This window comes from Xenorhabdus sp. KJ12.1 (genome assembly GCF_963876495.1).
Taxonomy (GTDB): domain Bacteria; phylum Pseudomonadota; class Gammaproteobacteria; order Enterobacterales; family Enterobacteriaceae; genus Xenorhabdus; species Xenorhabdus stockiae.
This window is the reverse complement of record NZ_CAWNQH010000138.1, coordinates 89,571-108,080: the sequence shown is the minus strand read 5'-3', so window position 1 is coordinate 108,080 and position 18,510 is coordinate 89,571. Positions and strand designations below refer to the sequence as shown.

Here is an 18,510-nt window from a genome sequence, read left to right as displayed (position 1 = left end):
AAAAAAGATTAATGGCGGCTTTCTGGTGCAATAAAACCGATACAAATTACTTCAGATTCCGCGCCGGGCTGTGCCTGAAAAGTGAAATCTTCCTTATGGCTGAGAGTTAATGCAGGCCATGTAGCCAACGTGGACTGGAAATGCTCCTGTGAGCAGTTCTTCCCTCTTTTCCCCACCAGCACTGCACCATATTTGACAATATCACTCTCTTTAATATGGCGATTATAAATATTGGGCGGCACACCGCTGCCGGTTTCCCACGGCTGTATGGTTTGGGGGCGATAGTGGCTGTAGAATGTCAGCCATTGATGCAGGTATTCACCTCCAACATAATGCAGTGGTGTTGAATACAATTCATCCCAGCGCTGATCCAGCTGGCTGGAAAAGATCTTTATTCCGGCAAATTTTTCTCCTGCACCACGGACATTTGTCAGCATAATACTGGCATAGCCAATGAGAACTACAACAGCAAACACAGCCAGACCTCGCAATGTCCCTGTTAAGGATTTATGGGGATATACGGTTATCGAGCCGACTAGCAGCGCTGGAGCTACTGCCATGAAAGGCTGTAGCCATTCGGTCATGCGCCCGCCCTCATTGAAGGAAAACCAGCCATAAATAATCAGCAGAGGCAGCAGAATGACAATATTGGTCAGTTGATTAGATTGCTGTTTTGGCCAGCCAATTTTTCCGCCTAATAGATAAATAATGGTACTGACGATAATGAGAGGATAAAAGACTGAAAACAGAGAGCGCGTGGTGTGCAGATTAAATCCTTGCTTGATTTGCGAGTCTACCCATTTGAAGGCAGAAAAATCGTTATTTACCAGCCACCAGATATTGGGTAACACCAACATCAGCCATAGCACAAGCGCCAGATAAAACAGTGGTTCCCGATAATGTCGCCGTACTTTGGGAACAAACAGAGAAAGTAAAAAGACTGAGCCAACAATCGAGAGTGAAGAGTACTTACTCATTGTTGCCAACCCTGTAGCTAACGCGAACGCCAGCCACCATTTGGGATGATCATCGATAGCCTTCAGGAAGAACAATAGTGACCACGACCACAACATTACCAGCAGATAATTGTCATTATACGGAATGATATCGAAATTGATGACGCCAGACAGATTGAGAGACAGCATAGCCAGCCATGCCAGTTCAATTTTGCCTGTTAAGCGCAAAGCCAGCTGCCAGACACCCATCATACCTACAGCAATGGCAGCAAAATGGATGAAATACCAATAAAAACTGAGAGAAATATGGCTGATATGAATAGCTGGTAACATCACAACACCCACCAGCCACGGGTTTTTCGGGGAACCCCATTCACCGTTTACGCCCCAGTTCAGGGCTTCTACAGCATCATAGGGAACAGTCGGATCAAGGTAATAACTTACTAACATCCATAAGACAGCATAACCAATACACCAAAGATACAATGAAGTTCTATAAGAAATATCAAAGAAACGCATAGTTGCTAAGGCTTATATTATTTGAGTTAAGGTAACTCAAAATAGTAGCTGAACTTGAAAGAATAAGTGAATGACATTGGATGTTATATGTGGATTCTGTTAGATTCCGCCGAAAATATCTTGATAACACGAGTTGAGTCACACGCTATGAATCAGTTAAAGAAAAAATCCCCGGCAAGAGCCTCTGCGGGTAAGCACAAAAGAAAAAGCCGTGAAGAATTAAACGCAGAAGGGCGTGAGCGTAAGCGCCAGAAAAAACATCGCGGTAATCCATCCGGTAATCGCCATCAGGAAAGTAACCAGAAAAAACAGACTGGTACTAAGCAAGAGAGAGATCCTCGTATCGGGAGTAAAGTCGCGGTTCCGTTGATTGTGGGTGAAAAAGCAGTCGCTAAGCCAGTAGCGAAACAGCCTAAAGCGCCCGAAAAACCTCGCTTGTCAGCGCGGGAAGAACTGGAAATGCTGGAAAATGATGAACGTCTGGATGATTTGCTGGCACGTCTTGAGCAGGGTGAAAACCTTTCCGAAGAAGATAATGTCTATGTCGATAAGATGCTCGATCGCATTGATGTTCTGATGGAAGAGCTGGGTATCGATCTGGAAGAGGATGACAGCGAAGAAGAAAAACAAGACGACATTATGCAGTTGCTGAAAGGTAAATAATTCCTGAAGGTTAACGGTTCTGAATGGCTAGCCATTCATGCATAAATTATCTTGATCATCAAAGGCGGTATACACTTCGTTTTTCAGGTTGCCTCTTTGTTGGCTGCGCTCGCTCACCCCGGTCACATAGTTATCTATGTTCCCGGGGACTTACTCTATCTCTTGCCACCGTGACGCATTTTGAAATCCATTGTGTATATACCCATACTTTCAATATGGTATTTGCTGTGCTGATTGGGTAAACTATAGCAGCCCATTTGATAGGCCAGAACAGCGGAAGAGATAAGCATGTCAGAGCAAGCCATTGTCTGGGATCTGCCTTTGATCCAAAAATATAATTATTCAGGGCCTCGTTATACTTCATACCCAACAGCGCTGGAATTTAACCAGCAGTATGATAATGCGGCGTTCATACAGGCCGCAGCGCGTTATCCTGAGCGTCCTCTTTCCCTTTATATTCATATTCCGTTTTGCCACAAGCTTTGTTATTTCTGCGGTTGCAATAAGCTGGTTACGCGGCAGAAACATAAAGCAGATGATTATCTGGCTGTTCTGGAACAAGAGATAACAACAAGGGCAAAATTATTTACTCATCGGAAAGTCAGTCAGATGCACTGGGGCGGAGGAACGCCGACGTATCTCGATAAGATGCAGATTAGCCGATTGATGTCGATGTTGCGTAGCCACTTCTGTTTTCTGCCCGATGCTGAAATTTCCATAGAAATTGATCCGCGTGAAATTGAGCTGAATGTCATTGATCATCTGCGCAATGAGGGTTTTAACCGACTGAGTATGGGGGTGCAGGATTTCAATAAGGAAGTTCAGTGTCTGGTCAATCGTGAACAGGACGAGGATTTTATCTTCGAATTGGTCAATCGTGCCCGCGAGACAGGTTTTACATCAACCAGTATTGATTTGATTTATGGTCTACCCAAGCAGACACCGGAAAGTTTTGCTTTCACATTGCAGCGTGTACTGGCGTTATCGCCGGATCGTCTGAGTGTGTTCAATTATGCTCACATGCCGAATCTATTTGCGGCACAACGCAAAATTAAAGAGAGTGATTTACCGAGTGCGGCACAGAAACTGGATATTTTGCAGCAAACTATCGCGACTTTAACAGGTAACGGCTATCAGTTTATTGGCATGGATCACTTCGCTCGCCCTGATGATGAATTAGCGATTGCCCAAAGAGAAGGTGTACTGCATCGCAATTTTCAGGGGTACACCACCCAAGATGACTGTGACTTATTGGGCATCGGTGTTTCGGCTATCAGTATGTTGGGCGACTGTTATGTACAGAACCAAAAAGATCTCAAAACCTACTATGCTGAGGTAAACGCGCAGGGGCATGCGTTATGGCGGGGGTTAGCGCTGACGCAAGATGATTGCATCCGTCGTGATGTGATTAAGGCACTGATTTGTAACTTCCGGTTAAATTTTGCTGATATTGAGTGTGCTTATGGCGTGAGTTTCGCAGATTATTTCGCCGAAGATCTGCAATTATTGGCACCGTTGGCGCAAGATGGGCTGGTTGAAGTGAGTGAAAAGCAGATTCGGGTATCAGCAAAAGGGCGTTTGCTAATCCGCAATATTTGCATGTGTTTTGATCATTATCTGCGTAATCAAATGCGCCAGCGGCAGTTTTCACGGGTGATATGAATTTGTTGAGTATTCAAGTTAACTTTTAATCAATAGTTGGTTAAAATTAATGCACACCTTCAATTTTAAGGGAGGATTTATGAGTACAGAAATGAAACTCAATATTGCAGAGTTACCTGAAGAATTAAGAGCTGTCATCAGGCAAGGTCAGGCAGTTGTTATCAGAGATGGTGGTAAAGAAATAGTAGAGGTGAAGGCTTACCGTCGTTCTCGTGGAAAACATGTCCCGAATATAGTGACAAAACTTGCAAAGCTTAGGGTGAAGAGACCGATAGGTGGGCTTGCTAATCCTGAAAAGCAATTAAGGCCGATTGGTGTCTTAACTGGAAAGATTTCTGTGCCGACAGAGGAAGAGTTTGCCAGATATGATCGTGAAATTCTTTCTATGTTTGAAGGGAAAGAGTAATGCGTTATTTATTAGATACACATATTTTGCTCTGGTATCTGGCTGAACCCGCAAAGCTGAAAAAAGAAATCAATGAATTATTGAGAGATACTGATAATGAAGTCTATTTCAGTGCTGTCAGTATTCAGGAAATAGCGATAAAGAGGAGATTGGGCAGGAGTGATTATTCTTTTGAGCCAGCAATTATCACTGATGTGGCACAGAATGAGGTGGGTTTTTTGCCTTTGATGGTAACAATAGAGCATTCTCTTAGCTATTATGAATTACCGATAGTAAAGCACCGGGATCCTTTTGATCTTATGCTAGTGGCTCAAGCCAAATACGAAGGGATAATATTAGTAACAAATGATGAAGCGATATTAACCCAGTTTACTGACTTTTCTAAATATCTACTTAGTAATAGATAGCTGATATATCACTCCAACCCCAATTCCTTCAATTTCCGCGTGATTGTATTTCTGCCCCAGCCAAGTAAACGGGCTGCTTCTTGCTTATGCCCATTAGTATGCGTTAATGCGCAGTTAAGTAAGGTTCGCTCCAATAATGGTAAAGCGTCAGAAAGAAGATCCGTTTTGCCGGCTTGTAAGGCATTCTCTGCCCATGTCGCTAATTGTTGTGGCCACTCTTCTGATGATGAAAAACCGGAAACAGGAACATTATCTGTTTGCTCAACGGGCTGACTTTCAATTAAATCAGTTGGTAGGTCCTGTACCAGAATTTCTTTACTGACAGCCATCACCGTCAGCCAGCGGCAGACATTTTCCAGCTGACGGACATTTCCGGACCATGATAGGTTCATCAGGGCTTTTTCAGTATCAGGATGCAGTTCTTTAGCCTCAATTCCCAGCTCTTTGGCGGTCTGTTGCAGGAAATGTTGAGCGATGCGGGGAATATCTTCCACACGATCCCGTAATGGGGGGAGCTGCAATCGAATGACATTCAGGCGATGATAAAGGTCTTCTCTGAACTTACCTTCTTCGACCCGTTGTTCAAGATTCTGATGAGTGGCGGCAATAATACGAACATCAACTTTTACCGGTGCATAGCCACCAACCCGATAAAACTGCCCTTCTGCCAGAACCCGTAACAGGCGCGTCTGGATATCCAGTGGCATATCGCCGATTTCGTCCAGAAACAGTGAACCGCCATTGGCTTGTTCGAAGCGCCCTTGACGAACCTGATTAGCTCCGGTGAAAGCCCCTTTTTCATGGCCGAATAACTCTGATTCAATTAAATCTTTTGGGATCGCCGCCATATTCAGGGCAATAAAAGGCGCGGCGGCTCTTGGGCTATGGCGATGCAGGGCATGAGCTACCAGCTCTTTTCCTGTTCCCGATTCACCATTGATTAACACACTGATGGAAGAGCGGGAAAGGCGCCCGATAATCCGGTATACCTCCTGCATGGCAGGAGCTTCTCCGATTATTTCAGAAACCGATGAGGCTATTTTCGGACTGCGGGAAGTTTGTTGTTGTTCACGTGAATGGCTTAATGCCCGTTCAACCAGTGCGACCGTTTCATCAATATCAAACGGCTTTGGCAGATAATCGAATGCTCCGTGCTGATAGGCACTGACGGCTGCATCTAAATCAGAATGGGCGGTCATAATGATGACCGGAAGCTGGGGGTGATTCTGCCTGATTTGATTGAGCAAACTTAACCCATCAAGACCCGGCATACGGATGTCTGACAGCAGTACTTCAGGGCTGTTCTGTGATAATGCAGCCAATACGGAATCTGCATTTTCAAAACTGACACAATCCATACCCGCGCCGCTCAACGCCCGTTCAAGTACCCAGCGGATAGAACTGTCGTCATCAACGATCCAGATTTTTCCTCGTTGCATGATATCCCCTATTTCTTGATAGGCAGGTAAATGGAAAATTCCGTATGCCCCGGCCAGCTAGTAAATTCTATTTTTCCCGTGTGCTGATCAATGAGATTGCGGACAATAGATAACCCAAGCCCGGTTCCGCCTTCATGCCCACTCACCATTGGGTAAAATAGCATATCCTGAATATTCGGAGGAATGCCCGGCCCATTATCTTCAATATCAATCCGGGCTGCCAAACGGTAACGTTCACCGTGCAAGGTGATCTGGAAGGCTGTCCGGGTACGTAAAGTAATAGTGCCTTTTTGATTACCTAATGCCTGTAGCGCATTGCGGGTGATGTTTAATAAAACCTGCTCAATTTGATCAGGGTAATGAGACAGCTCCGGCAGGCTGGGGTCGTAATCTTTGACCAGAGTAATATTACTGGGCATTTCCAGTGATACCAACTGATAAACCCGCTCGACAACATGGTGGATACTCTGGCTAATCTTAGCCCCCGGATGTTGAGGCCCCAATAACCGATCGACAAGGGTACGAAGTCTGTCAGCCTGTTCAATAATGACTTGTGTATATTCCCGCAAAGAGGGATCCGGCAATGTCTTTGCCAGTAATTGAGCGGCTCCCCGTAAACCCCCCAGCGGATTTTTAATTTCATGTGCCAGCCCCCGAACCAATTCCCGTGCAGCTATCTGTTGTGCCTGTTGTACCTGCTCTTGGCTTAAACGTCGCTGACTATCCATAGGAGCGAGTTCCAACAGAATAAACTGTTCGGAAATTGGCTGGGCACTGAGCGACATAACATGCGAGTGATTATTGATCACCAATATCACTTCGTTATCTGTAAAACCATGCCCGCGTATCAGGCTGGATCGCATAAATTCCGTATCCAGCGAGATATAGCTGAATAAAACCGGAAGCGGAGTGCCGAATAATTTACGTGTACTTTGTGCCAGAAGTTGCATAGCGGAATGATTGGCATAGTGGATAATCAAATCGTTATCCAGCACTAATACACTATTTATCAATGAATCAAGAATTTGTTCTGCTTTGGGAAAATCAGCCATTGCCATTCAACCTTTGCACTTTTTTGGTGCATTGTATCTTATTTAATCATAAATTGAGTACCCCTCTTTATATCTGAGATATCGGAGGGAAAGGTCAGAAGGAAAAGGACCCATTCGAAAATGGGCCAAAAGTTTCACGGCAACAAAACTAATCAAGAACGGCGGTGATGCTTTTAAGCATTACACGCTGTAATACAGTTCAAACTCCAGAGGGTGTGGTGTCATGCGGACGCGTTCAATTTCACCATTCAGTACACCGATATAAGCATCAATTGCATCATCAGTGAAAACACCGCCGCGTGTCAGGAATTCACGGTCTGCATCCAGAGCCGCCAGTGCTTCTTCCAAAGAAGAGGCCACGGTTGGGATTTCTTGTGCTTCTTCGGCTGGCAGGTCATACAGGTTTTTATCCATCGAATCACCCGGATGTATTTTATTGATGATCCCATCAAGGCCCGCCATCAGCAGAGCTGAGAACGCCAGATAAGGGTTTGCAGCCGGATCAGGGAAACGGACTTCAATCCGACGGGCTTTACTGCTGGCAACAACCGGAATACGGATAGAAGCTGAGCGGTTACGGGCAGAATAGGCCAGCATCACTGGAGCTTCAAAACCGGGCACCAGACGTTTGTATGAGTTGGTTGTTGGATTGGTAAAGGCATTCAGAGCACGGGCATGTTTGATAATACCGCCGATATAATAAAGTGCCATTTCGGACAAACCACCGTATTTGTCGCCTGCGAACAGGTTAACACCGCCTTTGGACAGTGACATATGACAGTGCATGCCTGAGCCATTATCTCCAACTAGTGGTTTCGGCATAAATGTGGCGGTTTTACCGAAAGCATGGGCGACATTATGTACAACATATTTGTAAATCTGGGTTTCATCCGCTTTTTTGGTCATAGTATTAAAGCGGGTTGCGACTTCGTTCTGGCCTGCGGTTGCAACTTCATGGTGATGAGCTTCCACAACCAGCCCCATCTCTTCCATCGTCAGACACATTGCTGAGCGCAGATCCTGAGAAGAATCTACCGGGGGAACTGGGAAATAGCCGCCTTTGAGACCGGGACGGTGGCCTTTGTTACCACCTTCGTAGCGAGTTCCACTGTTCCATGCCGCTTCGGTATCATCAATATGGTAATAAGAGCCTGAGATAGAACTGCCGAAACGAACATCATCGAACAGAAAGAATTCTGGCTCTGGCCCGAACAGAACAGTGTCAGCAATATCACTGGAACGCAGGAAATCTTCTGCACGTTTTGCAATGGAGCGTGGATCACGACCATAACCCTGCATGGTGCCGGGTTCCAGAATATCGCAACGAATAATCAGAGTTGCATCATCAAAGAAAGGGTCAAGCATGGCTGTAGAAGGGTCGGGCATTAACACCATGTCAGATTCATTGATACCTTTCCAGCCCTTGATAGATGAACCGTCAAACATTTTACCATCTTCGAAGAAGTCTTCATCAATCTGGTGGGCAGGAATAGTGATGTGCTGTTCTTTACCTTTAGTGTCAGTAAAACGTAAGTCAATAAACTTCACCTGATGTTCTTCAATCATGGATAAAACATGTTCAACGGACATACTAAGTTCTCCTGGTTTACGTCAGCCGGATGCGTTGTCAGAAACGCCGCCTTTATCTTAAGCAGCTGATGCTGTCTTTGTATACAGACAATTCGTGGCAATTTTCAATGCTAAACTCTAATGTGAAAACTAATGCGAAAAGCGTGCCAATTTTTAAAAAAGCTTTAATCCTGATGTATCCGTACATAAATGGGGAAAAATTATAGGGAATTGATAGAAAGGGCGAGGAGTTTTTGAGGGTTTTTGCACTTAATTGGTGCATTGGAATGACGATCTGCACTGTTATGGTGAATTGCTGGAGCCGCTATAAAATACAGGTTAATTACTATAATTGTGATTGTTATCACGGTTGTTATCATGATGGTTATTAATGTTATTTCAGGTTATGTCGTGTTTATATGCAAAAAAACAGATAAACTTCAAAAGTGATGCGTCTCACATTTATTTCACTCTGTGGTTATAACGTGTAAAATAGCACCATATTTGTGTTGAATGAGGGTAGCATCGCACCCTGCATGCTGTACCCATTTAATATTTCTTCAAATAGCTAAAACGGTAAAAATACTTGTCAATTAATAATTTAAGAAACATTGCCATTATCGCTCACGTTGACCATGGCAAAACAACGCTGGTTGATAAACTCTTACAGCAATCCGGTACATTTGGTGAACGTGCTGCAACAGCTGAGCGTGTGATGGATTCCAATGATCTGGAAAAAGAACGTGGTATTACCATCCTTGCAAAAAATACTGCCATCAAATGGAATGACTACCGTATCAATATCGTGGATACCCCGGGCCACGCCGACTTCGGTGGCGAAGTAGAGCGTGTAATGTCAATGGTCGACAGTGTTTTACTGTTGGTGGATGCGATGGATGGCCCTATGCCACAGACTCGCTTCGTCACCCAGAAAGCCTTCGCTCATGGTTTGAAGCCAATTGTTGTTATCAACAAAGTTGACCGTCCGGGCGCACGTCCTGACTGGGTTGTCGATCAGGTATTTGACCTGTTCGTAAACCTGGGTGCAACTGATGAGCAGCTGGATTTCCCTATCGTTTATGCTTCTGCATTGATGGGCATCGCAGGCAACGAGCACACTGAAATGGCAGAAGATATGACTCCGCTGTATCAGGCAATCGTTGACCATGTTGAGCCACCTAAAGTTGATCTTGATGGCCCGTTCCAGATGCAGATTTCCCAGCTGGACTACAACAACTACGTGGGTGTTATCGGTATCGGCCGCATTAAGCGCGGAACCGTAAAACCAAACCAGAACATCACGCTTATCGATAGCGAAGGTAAAACTCGTAACGGTAAAGTTGGTAAAGTATTCAGCCACCTGGGTCTGGATCGTATCGAATCAGATAAGGTTGAAGCGGGCGACATCATCGCGATTACCGGTCTGGGCGATCTGAACATCTCTGACACGCTGTGTGAAGTTAATGCTGTTGAAGCTCTGCCAGCGCTGGCCGTTGATGAGCCTACCGTTAGCATGTACTTCTGTGTTAACACTTCACCTTTCTGTGGTCGTGAAGGTAAATACGTAACATCCCGTCAGATCCTTGATCGTCTGAGAAAAGAACTGGTTCATAACGTGGCTCTGCGCGTTGAAGAAACTGAAGATCCAGATGCTTTCCGTGTTTCCGGTCGTGGTGAATTGCACCTTTCCGTTCTGATTGAGAACATGCGTCGTGAAGGTTTCGAGCTGGGCGTTTCTCGTCCGAAAGTTATTTTCCGTGAAATTGACGGCCGTAAGCAGGAACCTTTTGAGCAGGTAACTCTGGATATCGAAGAGCAGCATCAGGGTGATGTGATGCAGGCACTGGGTGAACGTAAAGGCGAGATGCGTGATATGCTGCCAGATGGCAAAGGTCGCGTACGTCTGGATTATGTTATCCCAAGCCGTGGTCTGATCGGTTTCCGTACTGAGTTCATGACTATGACTTCCGGTACTGGTCTGCTGTACGCAACATTCAGCCACTATGATGACATCCGTCCGGGTGAAATTGGCCGTCGCCAGAATGGTGTACTGATCTCCAATGGGCAGGGTAAAGCCGTTGCTTATGCTCTGTATGGTTTGCAGGAGCGCGGTAAGCTGTTCCTTGGCCATGGTACAGAAGTTTATGAAGGCCAGATCATCGGTATTCACTCCCGCTCCAATGACCTGACAGTAAACTGTCTGACAGGTAAAAAGCTGACCAACGTTCGTGCTTCAGGTACTGATGAAGCGACAACATTGTCTCCGCATATCAAGAAAACACTGGAGCAGGCACTGGAGTTTATTGATGATGACGAACTGGTAGAAGTGACGCCAGAGTCAATTCGTCTGCGTAAACGCCATCTGACTGAGAATGATCGTCGCCGCGCAAGCCGCAGCAAAGACGCTTAATTCCTCCTGACAGCTTAGGGTGCTTCGGCACCCTGAGTTTCATGATCCACTTAATCTGCTCTCTTCTCTCAATAGCCTGCCAGTATTGCAACCTCACTCAGTTTCTTATTTTTCAACTAAGATTGACTCTTTATGTGGGTTGATTATCAGCGTAATTTGTCTATTTTTTGTCGCTTCACCTTTTTTATTGATGAAATTATGATAAAAATACAAAACGAGATACCTCAGTCAGGAGGGAGTATGCTGTATATTTTCGATATGGGTAACGTGATTATTGATATTGATTTTAGAAGGGTACTGGCTGTTTGGAGTAACCTGAGCGGGACACCACTTGCAGTTCTGGCTCCCAAATTTGCTCTGGGTGAAGCATTTGAAAAGCACGAGTGTGGCCAAATTACAGATGCAGAATTTGCCGAAATACTATGCGATGAAATGGAAGTTTCTCTTAGCTTTGAACAGTTTTCTGAAGGCTGGAATGCGATTTTCGTTGGTGTCAGGCAGGAAGTTATTGCGTTGATGAATAAACTGCGTGAGCAAGGGCATCGGGTTGTGGTGTTATCCAACACAAATAACCTACATTTTAAGTATTGGCCGCAACAATACCCTGAAGTCACTACATCAGCAGATCATTTATACCTGTCTCAGGATCTGGGGATACGTAAACCTAATCAGGACATCTTTAAATATTTACTGGAAAAAGAAGGTGTTGCTGCTGAGCAGGCGGTTTTTTTTGATGATGTTCTGGAAAATGTTGAAGCAGCCAAAAGATTAGGTTTCAATGCTATTCATGTAAGCGGTAGGGATACTATCCCAGATTATTTTAAGGCACATGACTTTTCACCTCTCACCGTAACATAATTTCTGATCTTCATGTATACCCAATGGATTTCGAGTTGCATCGCGGCGGCAAGGGAACTCATCCCCGGGAGCATAGATAACTATGTGACTGGGGTAAGCGAGCGTAGCCAACAAAGAGGCAACTTGAAAGACGAAGGGTATAATATTCAACAAGTTCTAAATAGGGTGGCATCTTGGCAAGCGAGGCTCCACCCTTACAGGTTAATCTACCGATACGGATCATACATAAGAAAAATGATTGCATTAATTCAACGCGTAACACAGGCAAAAGTAGTTGTTGATAGTCAGACTATAGGTGAAATTGAACAGGGGCTGCTCGTTTTTCTGGGGGTTGAAAAAGAAGATGACCAGCAAAAAGTACAGCGTCTGTGTGAAAAGGTAATGGGTTATCGCGTATTCAGTGATGAAAATGGGAAAATGAATCTCAACGTCCAGCAAGCCAATGGTAGCCTATTGGTTATCTCTCAATTCACTCTGGCTGCGGACACCCAAAAAGGTTTAAGACCAAGCTTTTCTGGAGGCGCTGAACCCAAAAAAGCAGATGAACTTTATCGCTATTTTGTTGAACAGTGCCGTGCAACTGGTGTAAAAACAGAAATGGGGCAATTTGCTGCGGACATGAAAGTAAGTCTGACAAATGACGGGCCAGTGACTTTCTGGTTACAAGTATGACTTTCTGATTAGAAATATAATGTTAAAAGCATGCATGCTCCCCGACTACACACGACAACACGCAAAGAAGGGGCTGTTTCTATGTATCACCTCAGAGTACCTCAAACCGAACAAGAGCTGGAAACTTATTACCAATTCCGTTGGGAGATGCTGCGTAAACCACTTCATCAGCCTGTCGGCTCAGAAAAAGATGCTTATGACTCAATGGCTCACCATCAAATGGTGGTTGATGAGAAAGGCAGGCCAGTCGCTGTCGGACGTTTATATATCAATGCGGACAGTGAAGGTGCTATCCGTTTTCTGGCTGTTGACCCGAATGAGCAGCAAAAAGGGCTGGGCACCTTGATTGCAATGGCTCTGGAATCTGTTGCCCGGCAGGAAGGTGTGAAACGGATAGTTTGCAGTGCGCGTGAGGATGCGGTTGATTTCTTTAATAAGCTGGGATTTCAAAACCGTGGGCTTATCAACGGCGCTAACTCATCTCCTATTAATCATTTTTTGATGATTAAACCCATTATGAGTCTTGATGATATTTTGCATCGTCCGGACTGGTGTGCTCAATTGCAGCAGGCATGGTACAAACATATCCCCCTGAGTGAAAAGATGGGGGTACGTATTACTCAATATACGGGGCAGCGCTTTATTACCACTATGCCGGAAGCAGGGAACCAAAACCCTCATCATACTATTTTTGCTGGCAGTCTATTTTCTCAATCGACATTAACCGCCTGGGGTCTGATTTGGCTGCTATTGCAGGAGCGTCAACTAGGGGGTGAAATCATCCTGGTGGATGCGAATATTCGTTACCAAAAACCTATTGTTGGTCGTCCTAGTGCTGTTGCCGACCTCAATAATATGAGCGGTGATTTAGCCCGTCTTGCCCGTGGTAATAAAGCACGTGTAAAACTGGAGGTTCATGTCAGCGGTGAACAGGGACTCGGAAGTGTGTTCACCGGCACTTATATTGTCTTACCCGCAGAGCGGGCAGCGGCAGCATAAGCTATTACAACCTGAGTTGCTGAAATATGTGGCTCTTCTACAACCTAAAACATACTGAATTTTTACAATACGACGGTTGCACAGGTTTTGCTTTGATCACCATTTGGTTGCCCAGCCTCACCAGATTGTTCTGTATTAGATTGCCCGGCTGGGCAGTTGTCAGTAGAAATCACGCCTTGCTTAATGGATTGTGACTCTTTATTGGATGCCTTATCTTCAGCTGTCAGTGTGCCATTGATCGTGCTTTTCAGATTATCGGCAGACAGGTTCCCAGTGATAGCCAGTGAGAAATTACCTTCACCATGCAGGTGAAGTGGTATCCAGCCCCATTGTGGCAAAATTCCCAAATTCACGCTCATTCCTTTGACATTGAGCTGGAAGGGGTTTTGGGTAGCAAGCTGCTCAAGGAAGCCGTTAAACTGGAGTATACCGTCACCTGAAAAGGTATTCATTTTATCAATAATAACCTTGTCATTTGCGGCATGTAGTTGCAGGTAAGGACGCACTATTTCAACTTTATTGAATGTGCCACTCATGGCCTGCAATGAAGCTTTCCCATTCCATAATCCCCAGTGACCATCTTTCAGGATATCCAGAGTATCGACATATCCCGATAAGGTGGTGAGCTGAAATGGAAAATCAGGGTTGGTATCAATCAGGAGCGTATTGTTGATACTGACATTATTTAACTTCAGTGCTGAAATCCATTCAGGTGCCGGATTTTTAATATAGTTGCGCCACTCTGGAGGTAAGGCGTAAATCAAACCGGTTACAGAGCTATCATTGAGGGTTAACTGGTGATTTTGTCGATCCCACTGCGCTTTAATATTAAATAAGCCCTTCTGATAATGGGTCGTCAGATTAGCGATGGTAAAAATATCACCGGAAAAACTGAATTGGCCTAATATATCTTTGAACTGAGCTTCGTTGAAGGCCATGTTCATGGCATTAAAGTCAATCAGGCCATCTTCTGCCTGCCATTGCCCGTTGACCAACCCCAATCCTTTAATGCTGGTATTAAGATAATCAGCAGACCAGTCTTTTCCCTGTAATTTGGCGTTAGTGAGATTGAGATCTTTAATGTGGATAGCGGGCAGATGGCGGGTTTTTTCTGTCAGCGCAGCCAGAGTCATGGGTGACTGCCAGCGGATGTCATTGATCAGAATATTTTCTAAGTTCCAGCTGCCATCAGCTAATTGTTGCCCATTCCCAGAGATAAGACCCTGTAGGAACTTCGCACCAAAGGAATTTATAACCAGATTGTTATTCTGATAGCTACCCTGCATGACGACCTTATCAAATGACAGGCCATTTATGTTGATATTATTGGCACTGAACTGGTATTGCCCTGAGCCAAAAAGGGTATTCTTATCAGGAGACCAGGGAGTAATACCGCCGACAATATTTTTGCCCTGAATCTGTGAACTGGGGGTTGTTAGCTGAACATCCATTTTATTCAGTTGCAAAACATCGGCTTTCAAGGCTTGGGTAAACTCAGAGCCTGAAAGTATCAGTTTTCCATCTTGTAAGGTCAACTTACGCAGATTTGTTAATTTTGTCGGGGCCTGCCATTTAAAATCCAGATCTACAGTATTGGCATTGAGTGAGAAAGAACTCTGCTTATCACTGAGACTCACATTATGGAGCATTAAGGTCATAGGCTGGAGCCAGCTGTGATTGATATTTTCAATATTGACCTGATAATGACCTTGTTTATTAATCCATCTGCTTATTTTCTTTGCTCCCCAGTGTGTCTGGGCAACAAAATAAACAGCAATAATTGCCAGAATCAGTAATAACAGCAGAACAGCAAAGCCTTTCCCTAACCACTTCATCATCTCACCCCAATATAATCTTCCTGAAAAAATCCTTTTATGCCGTAAAAAAGAGCATCACTCAATAGACAATGCTGAAAAACCTTTAATTCCCCCATCTAGGGCAGAATATTGCGAAAGGTTACGCAAAATATAAAAAAAATCCCGCGATTAGAGCGGGATAATATAACAACAAGGCGAAAACGAAGGTGAAAATCTTAGATTGAAACGCGATAGTTTATTTTTCCTGAGGAAAAATCAGATTAAGCAGGATTGCAGTCAGGCCACCAGCTGCAATACCGGAAGAAAACAGATTTCTTATCCACTCAGGTGCAAACTGTAAAATAAGGGGTTGTTGTGCAACGCCAAGCCCCATGGCCAGTGATAATGCAATGATCATAATGGCACGGCGATTTAACGGTTCCCGGGAAACAATTCTGACACCGGATGCTGCAATTGTGCCGAACATGACAATCGTCGCGCCACCTAATACCGGCTCTGGAATATGCTGGACAAAACCGGCGACTGCCGGAAATAGCCCCATCAGGATCAGCATAGAAGCAATAAGGTAGCCAACATAACGGCTGGCAACACCCGTTAATTGGATGACGCCGTTATTCTGACCAAAACAGGAATTCGGGAATGTATTAAATACAGCAGAAATCATCGAATTGATGCCATTTGCCAATACACCACCCTTAATGCGCTTTATATATAACGGGCCGCAGACTGGCTGCTCGGAAACATCTGAAGTGGCTGTAATATCCCCAATCGTTTCCAATGATGTCACCATAAAAATCAGGATTAATGGGATGAGTAAATGCCAGTCAATAGAAAGCCCGTAATACAGCGGGGCAGGCACAGTGATAATTGGTTTGTCTTCTGTTGTGGCGGAGTGGGGTAGCATGTCCATGCACCAGGCGGCCAGATAACCTACTGTCATGGCAATAACCAGAGAAGCTACCCGCAGATAGGGATTATGCTGACGATTCAGCAATACGATGATGGCAAGAACAATTCCGGCCAGAAAAAGATTTTCAGGGGCACCGAATGTACCTTGCTGAATAGCAGAATAGCCGCCACCGATAGAAGTCAGCCCGACCTGAATAAGTGATAGGCCAATAATCATGACAACAATGCCGGAAACCAAAGGGGTGATGAGCATTTTAGCCAGATGAAGTACACGGGAAAGTAATATCTCTGTCGTTGCTGCAAGCATCAACGTACCAAACAGAGCAGCCATCATGGTCGGCACATCAGCACCGCCATTTTTCAGGGACAAGCCACCCATGATGAGGGGAGTGACAAAATTAAAGCTGGTACCCTGAATAGAAAGTAAACCAGAGCCAACAGGTCCCCAGGAGCGGATTTGAATCAGTGATGCCAGACCGGAGGCAAACAGAGACATACTGATGATGCGTTGGGTATCTTCTGCCGGAAGTCCAAGCGCCTGACAGATCAACATAGCTGGCGTGATAACGGCAACGAACATTGCCAGCAGATGCTGAAAGGCGGCAAATACAGCATGCGGAAGATGGGGTTTATCTTCCAGACGGTAAATTAATTCGCTGTCTGATTTTTTGAGAGTTTCCAGTGCTGGATTTTCGCGTGTTGAGGTGGCCATGAGTGTCGTTTCGAGTGAAAAAAACACATTTTATTGATCTAGATTATAAAAGCAATCGTTTGCGTGAAATTTTGCCTATGGCTTATAACCTTATTTCGTCACACTTTTAAATGTTTTATCTTGTGTTTATTAGGAATTTTTTTTCTAATCCAATCCTTACCTGCTCTTGGCGTTTTTATAGGATGATTATAACGTCGCATTAAATTAACATAATTTTAACAATTAGATGGGGTACATAAATGTATCATCTGGATATTTATGGCACGCTCGTTGCGGCCACACTTGTTTTGCTACTGGGAAGAAAGCTCGTACAGTCAATTTCATTTCTTGAAAAGTATACAATTCCAGAGCCAGTCGCAGGTGGCTTACTGGTTGCTTTTGTTCTGCTGGCAGTTAAACAGTCTACGGGCTGGGAAGTCAGCTTTGACCTATCCCTCAAAGACCCCCTTATGTTGGCATTTTTCGCCACAGTTGGCCTGAATGCTAACCTCGCCAGCCTGAGAGCAGGCGGAAAACTTCTCTTAATCTTTGTTGTTGCCGTTGTAGGCTTGCTGTTGGTACAAAACACAGTCGGTATTGCGCTGGCAAAAATGCTCGGCCTTGACCCATTGATGGGGCTACTGGCAGGGTCTGTGACCCTTTCGGGAGGGCACGGCACGGGCGCTGCATGGGGTAAGGTATTTACTGAACGCTATGGTTTTGAGAATGCGACTGAAGTAGCAATGGCTTGTGCGACATTCGGTTTGATTCTCGGAGGCCTGATTGGTGGGCCTGTTGCTCGTTTACTGGTGAGAAATGACAAAACACCGGGTCTGGAGAGTGATGATGCTGAAGTTCCATCTGCATTTGAAAAACCTTATACCGGTCGCTTGATCACGCCATTGGTCATGCTGGAAACCATCGCATTAATCTCTATCTGCTTGTTAGTCGGTAACTACCTTGAGAAGGTGCTGGAAGATACTCTCTTTTTGCCAACGTTTGTCTGTGTTCTGTTTACCGGTGTGATACTGAGTAATGGCCTATCTCTGCTCGGCTTTTACCGGGTATTTGATCGGGCTGTATCAGTACTGGGTAACGTCAGCTTGTCACTCTTCCTGGCAATGGCATTGATGAGTCTCAAATTGTGGCAACTGGCTTCCCTTGCCCTGCCTATGCTGGTGATCCTCGCTGTACAGGCGGTAGTGATGGCATTGTACGCAATATTCGTGACTTACAGAGTCATGGGTAAAAATTATGATGCAGCAGTACTGTCTGCCGGTCACTGTGGCTTCGGATTGGGTGCAACACCTACAGCTATCGCAAATATGCAGGCAATCACTGACCGTTTCGGGCCTTCACATGTAGCATTCTTGCTCGTACCAATGGTAGGTGCGTTCTTTATTGATATCGTCAACGCAGCAATTATCAAAATTTACCTGATGTTACCTATATTCCCATCTGTCACAGGTTAATTTAACTTC

15 protein-coding genes are annotated in these 18,510 nt (G+C 44.9%); 9 read left to right on the top strand and 6 right to left on the bottom strand.

The genetic code is table 11. The annotated features are described in order from the left end of the window. Window positions 1–8: 8 nt before the first annotated feature. Window positions 9–1,475: a glycosyltransferase family 39 protein gene (locus AACS92_RS21365; RefSeq protein WP_099109512.1), complete on the bottom strand. Its 1,467-nt coding sequence runs from the start codon at window positions 1,473–1,475 to the stop codon at window positions 9–11. Between the two features lie 147 nt (window positions 1,476–1,622). Between AACS92_RS21365 and yihI the strand changes: the two genes are divergently transcribed. From yihI to AACS92_RS21345, 4 genes are all read left to right on the top strand, one after another. Then, window positions 1,623–2,138, top strand: a complete 516-nt coding sequence (gene yihI / locus AACS92_RS21360; RefSeq protein WP_099109573.1) for a Der GTPase-activating protein YihI — start codon at window positions 1,623–1,625, stop codon at window positions 2,136–2,138. Between the two features lie 288 nt (window positions 2,139–2,426). Continuing rightward, window positions 2,427–3,800 carry an oxygen-independent coproporphyrinogen III oxidase gene (hemN, locus tag AACS92_RS21355; protein ID WP_099109511.1) on the top strand — a complete coding sequence of 458 codons (1,374 nt, stop codon included), beginning with the start codon at window positions 2,427–2,429 and terminating at the stop codon, window positions 3,798–3,800. A 79-nt stretch (window positions 3,801–3,879) separates the two neighbouring features. After that, on the top strand, window positions 3,880–4,206 hold the full coding sequence (locus tag AACS92_RS21350) for a hypothetical protein (protein WP_099109510.1): 327 nt from the start codon (window positions 3,880–3,882) through the stop codon (window positions 4,204–4,206). After that, window positions 4,206–4,613 (top strand): type II toxin-antitoxin system VapC family toxin, encoded by a 408-nt coding sequence (locus AACS92_RS21345; protein WP_099109509.1) that lies wholly within the window; start codon window positions 4,206–4,208, stop codon window positions 4,611–4,613. Before AACS92_RS21350 ends, AACS92_RS21345 begins: the two co-directional genes overlap by 1 nt. Window positions 4,614–4,621: 8 nt before the next feature. On the opposite strand, the gene glnG is transcribed toward AACS92_RS21345, so the two are convergent. The 3 genes from glnG to glnA all read right to left on the bottom strand — a co-directional run bounded on the left by glnG (window position 4,622) and on the right by glnA (window position 8,694). After that, the gene (glnG, locus tag AACS92_RS21340) at window positions 4,622–6,052 is read right to left on the bottom strand and encodes a nitrogen regulation protein NR(I) (protein WP_099109508.1); all 1,431 of its coding nucleotides are present in this window, start codon (window positions 6,050–6,052) and stop codon (window positions 4,622–4,624) included. Between the two features lie 8 nt (window positions 6,053–6,060). Then, entirely contained in the window at window positions 6,061–7,110 is a 1,050-nt protein-coding gene (gene glnL / locus AACS92_RS21335) for a nitrogen regulation protein NR(II) (protein WP_193756902.1), read from the bottom strand. 174 nt (window positions 7,111–7,284) lie between these two features. Further along, window positions 7,285–8,694, bottom strand: coding sequence for a glutamate--ammonia ligase (glnA, locus tag AACS92_RS21330; RefSeq protein ID WP_099109506.1), 1,410 nt, complete (start codon window positions 8,692–8,694; stop codon window positions 7,285–7,287). A gap of 565 nt (window positions 8,695–9,259) precedes the next feature. Between glnA and typA the strand changes: the two genes are divergently transcribed. From typA to fabY, 4 genes are all read left to right on the top strand, one after another. Beyond that, complete coding sequence (gene typA / locus AACS92_RS21325) at window positions 9,260–11,083, top strand: ribosome-dependent GTPase TypA (protein WP_099109505.1); 1,824 nt, start codon at window positions 9,260–9,262, stop codon at window positions 11,081–11,083. A 240-nt stretch (window positions 11,084–11,323) separates the two neighbouring features. Further along, the gene (yihX, locus tag AACS92_RS21320; RefSeq protein WP_099109504.1) at window positions 11,324–11,941 is read left to right on the top strand and encodes a glucose-1-phosphatase; all 618 of its coding nucleotides are present in this window, start codon (window positions 11,324–11,326) and stop codon (window positions 11,939–11,941) included. Between the two features lie 234 nt (window positions 11,942–12,175). After that, entirely contained in the window at window positions 12,176–12,613 is a 438-nt protein-coding gene (gene dtd / locus AACS92_RS21315) for a D-aminoacyl-tRNA deacylase (RefSeq protein WP_099109503.1), read from the top strand. Window positions 12,614–12,694: 81 nt separating this feature from the next. Beyond that, window positions 12,695–13,612 (top strand): fatty acid biosynthesis protein FabY, encoded by a 918-nt coding sequence (gene fabY, locus AACS92_RS21310; RefSeq protein WP_099109502.1) that lies wholly within the window; start codon window positions 12,695–12,697, stop codon window positions 13,610–13,612. A 62-nt stretch (window positions 13,613–13,674) separates the two neighbouring features. Here the strand turns inward: fabY and AACS92_RS21305 are convergent, their stop codons facing one another. Beyond that, on the bottom strand, window positions 13,675–15,450 hold the full coding sequence (locus AACS92_RS21305; RefSeq protein ID WP_193756901.1) for an AsmA family protein: 1,776 nt from the start codon (window positions 15,448–15,450) through the stop codon (window positions 13,675–13,677). A 214-nt stretch (window positions 15,451–15,664) separates the two neighbouring features. Next, a complete protein-coding gene (locus AACS92_RS21300) occupies window positions 15,665–17,050 on the bottom strand; it encodes a uracil-xanthine permease family protein (protein WP_099109501.1) in 1,386 nt (461 codons plus the stop codon). 239 nt (window positions 17,051–17,289) lie between these two features. On the opposite strand from AACS92_RS21300, the gene gltS reads away from it, so the two are divergent. Then, window positions 17,290–18,501 carry a sodium/glutamate symporter gene (gene gltS, locus AACS92_RS21295; RefSeq protein ID WP_099109500.1) on the top strand — a complete coding sequence of 404 codons (1,212 nt, stop codon included), beginning with the start codon at window positions 17,290–17,292 and terminating at the stop codon, window positions 18,499–18,501. Window positions 18,502–18,510 lie beyond the last annotated feature (9 nt).

What these genes read in the sequence shown, in the direction of transcription:
- AACS92_RS21300 (WP_099109501.1), bottom strand. Translation starts at nt 17,050, where the DNA reads ATGGCCACCTCAACACGCGAAAATCCAGCACTGGAAACTCTCAAAAAA.
- dtd (WP_099109503.1), top strand. Translation starts at nt 12,176, where the DNA reads ATGATTGCATTAATTCAACGCGTAACACAGGCAAAAGTAGTTGTTGAT.
- AACS92_RS21350 (WP_099109510.1), top strand. Translation starts at nt 3,880, where the DNA reads ATGAGTACAGAAATGAAACTCAATATTGCAGAGTTACCTGAAGAATTA.
- hemN (WP_099109511.1), top strand. Translation starts at nt 2,427, where the DNA reads ATGTCAGAGCAAGCCATTGTCTGGGATCTGCCTTTGATCCAAAAATAT.
- gltS (WP_099109500.1), top strand. Translation starts at nt 17,290, where the DNA reads ATGTATCATCTGGATATTTATGGCACGCTCGTTGCGGCCACACTTGTT.
- AACS92_RS21345 (WP_099109509.1), top strand. Translation starts at nt 4,206, where the DNA reads ATGCGTTATTTATTAGATACACATATTTTGCTCTGGTATCTGGCTGAA.
- glnA (WP_099109506.1), bottom strand. Translation starts at nt 8,694, where the DNA reads ATGTCCGTTGAACATGTTTTATCCATGATTGAAGAACATCAGGTGAAG.
- yihX (WP_099109504.1), top strand. Translation starts at nt 11,324, where the DNA reads ATGCTGTATATTTTCGATATGGGTAACGTGATTATTGATATTGATTTT.
- AACS92_RS21305 (WP_193756901.1), bottom strand. Translation starts at nt 15,450, where the DNA reads ATGATGAAGTGGTTAGGGAAAGGCTTTGCTGTTCTGCTGTTATTACTG.
- yihI (WP_099109573.1), top strand. Translation starts at nt 1,623, where the DNA reads ATGAATCAGTTAAAGAAAAAATCCCCGGCAAGAGCCTCTGCGGGTAAG.
- AACS92_RS21365 (WP_099109512.1), bottom strand. Translation starts at nt 1,475, where the DNA reads ATGCGTTTCTTTGATATTTCTTATAGAACTTCATTGTATCTTTGGTGT.
- glnL (WP_193756902.1), bottom strand. Translation starts at nt 7,110, where the DNA reads ATGGCAATGGCTGATTTTCCCAAAGCAGAACAAATTCTTGATTCATTG.
- fabY (WP_099109502.1), top strand. Translation starts at nt 12,695, where the DNA reads ATGTATCACCTCAGAGTACCTCAAACCGAACAAGAGCTGGAAACTTAT.
- glnG (WP_099109508.1), bottom strand. Translation starts at nt 6,052, where the DNA reads ATGCAACGAGGAAAAATCTGGATCGTTGATGACGACAGTTCTATCCGC.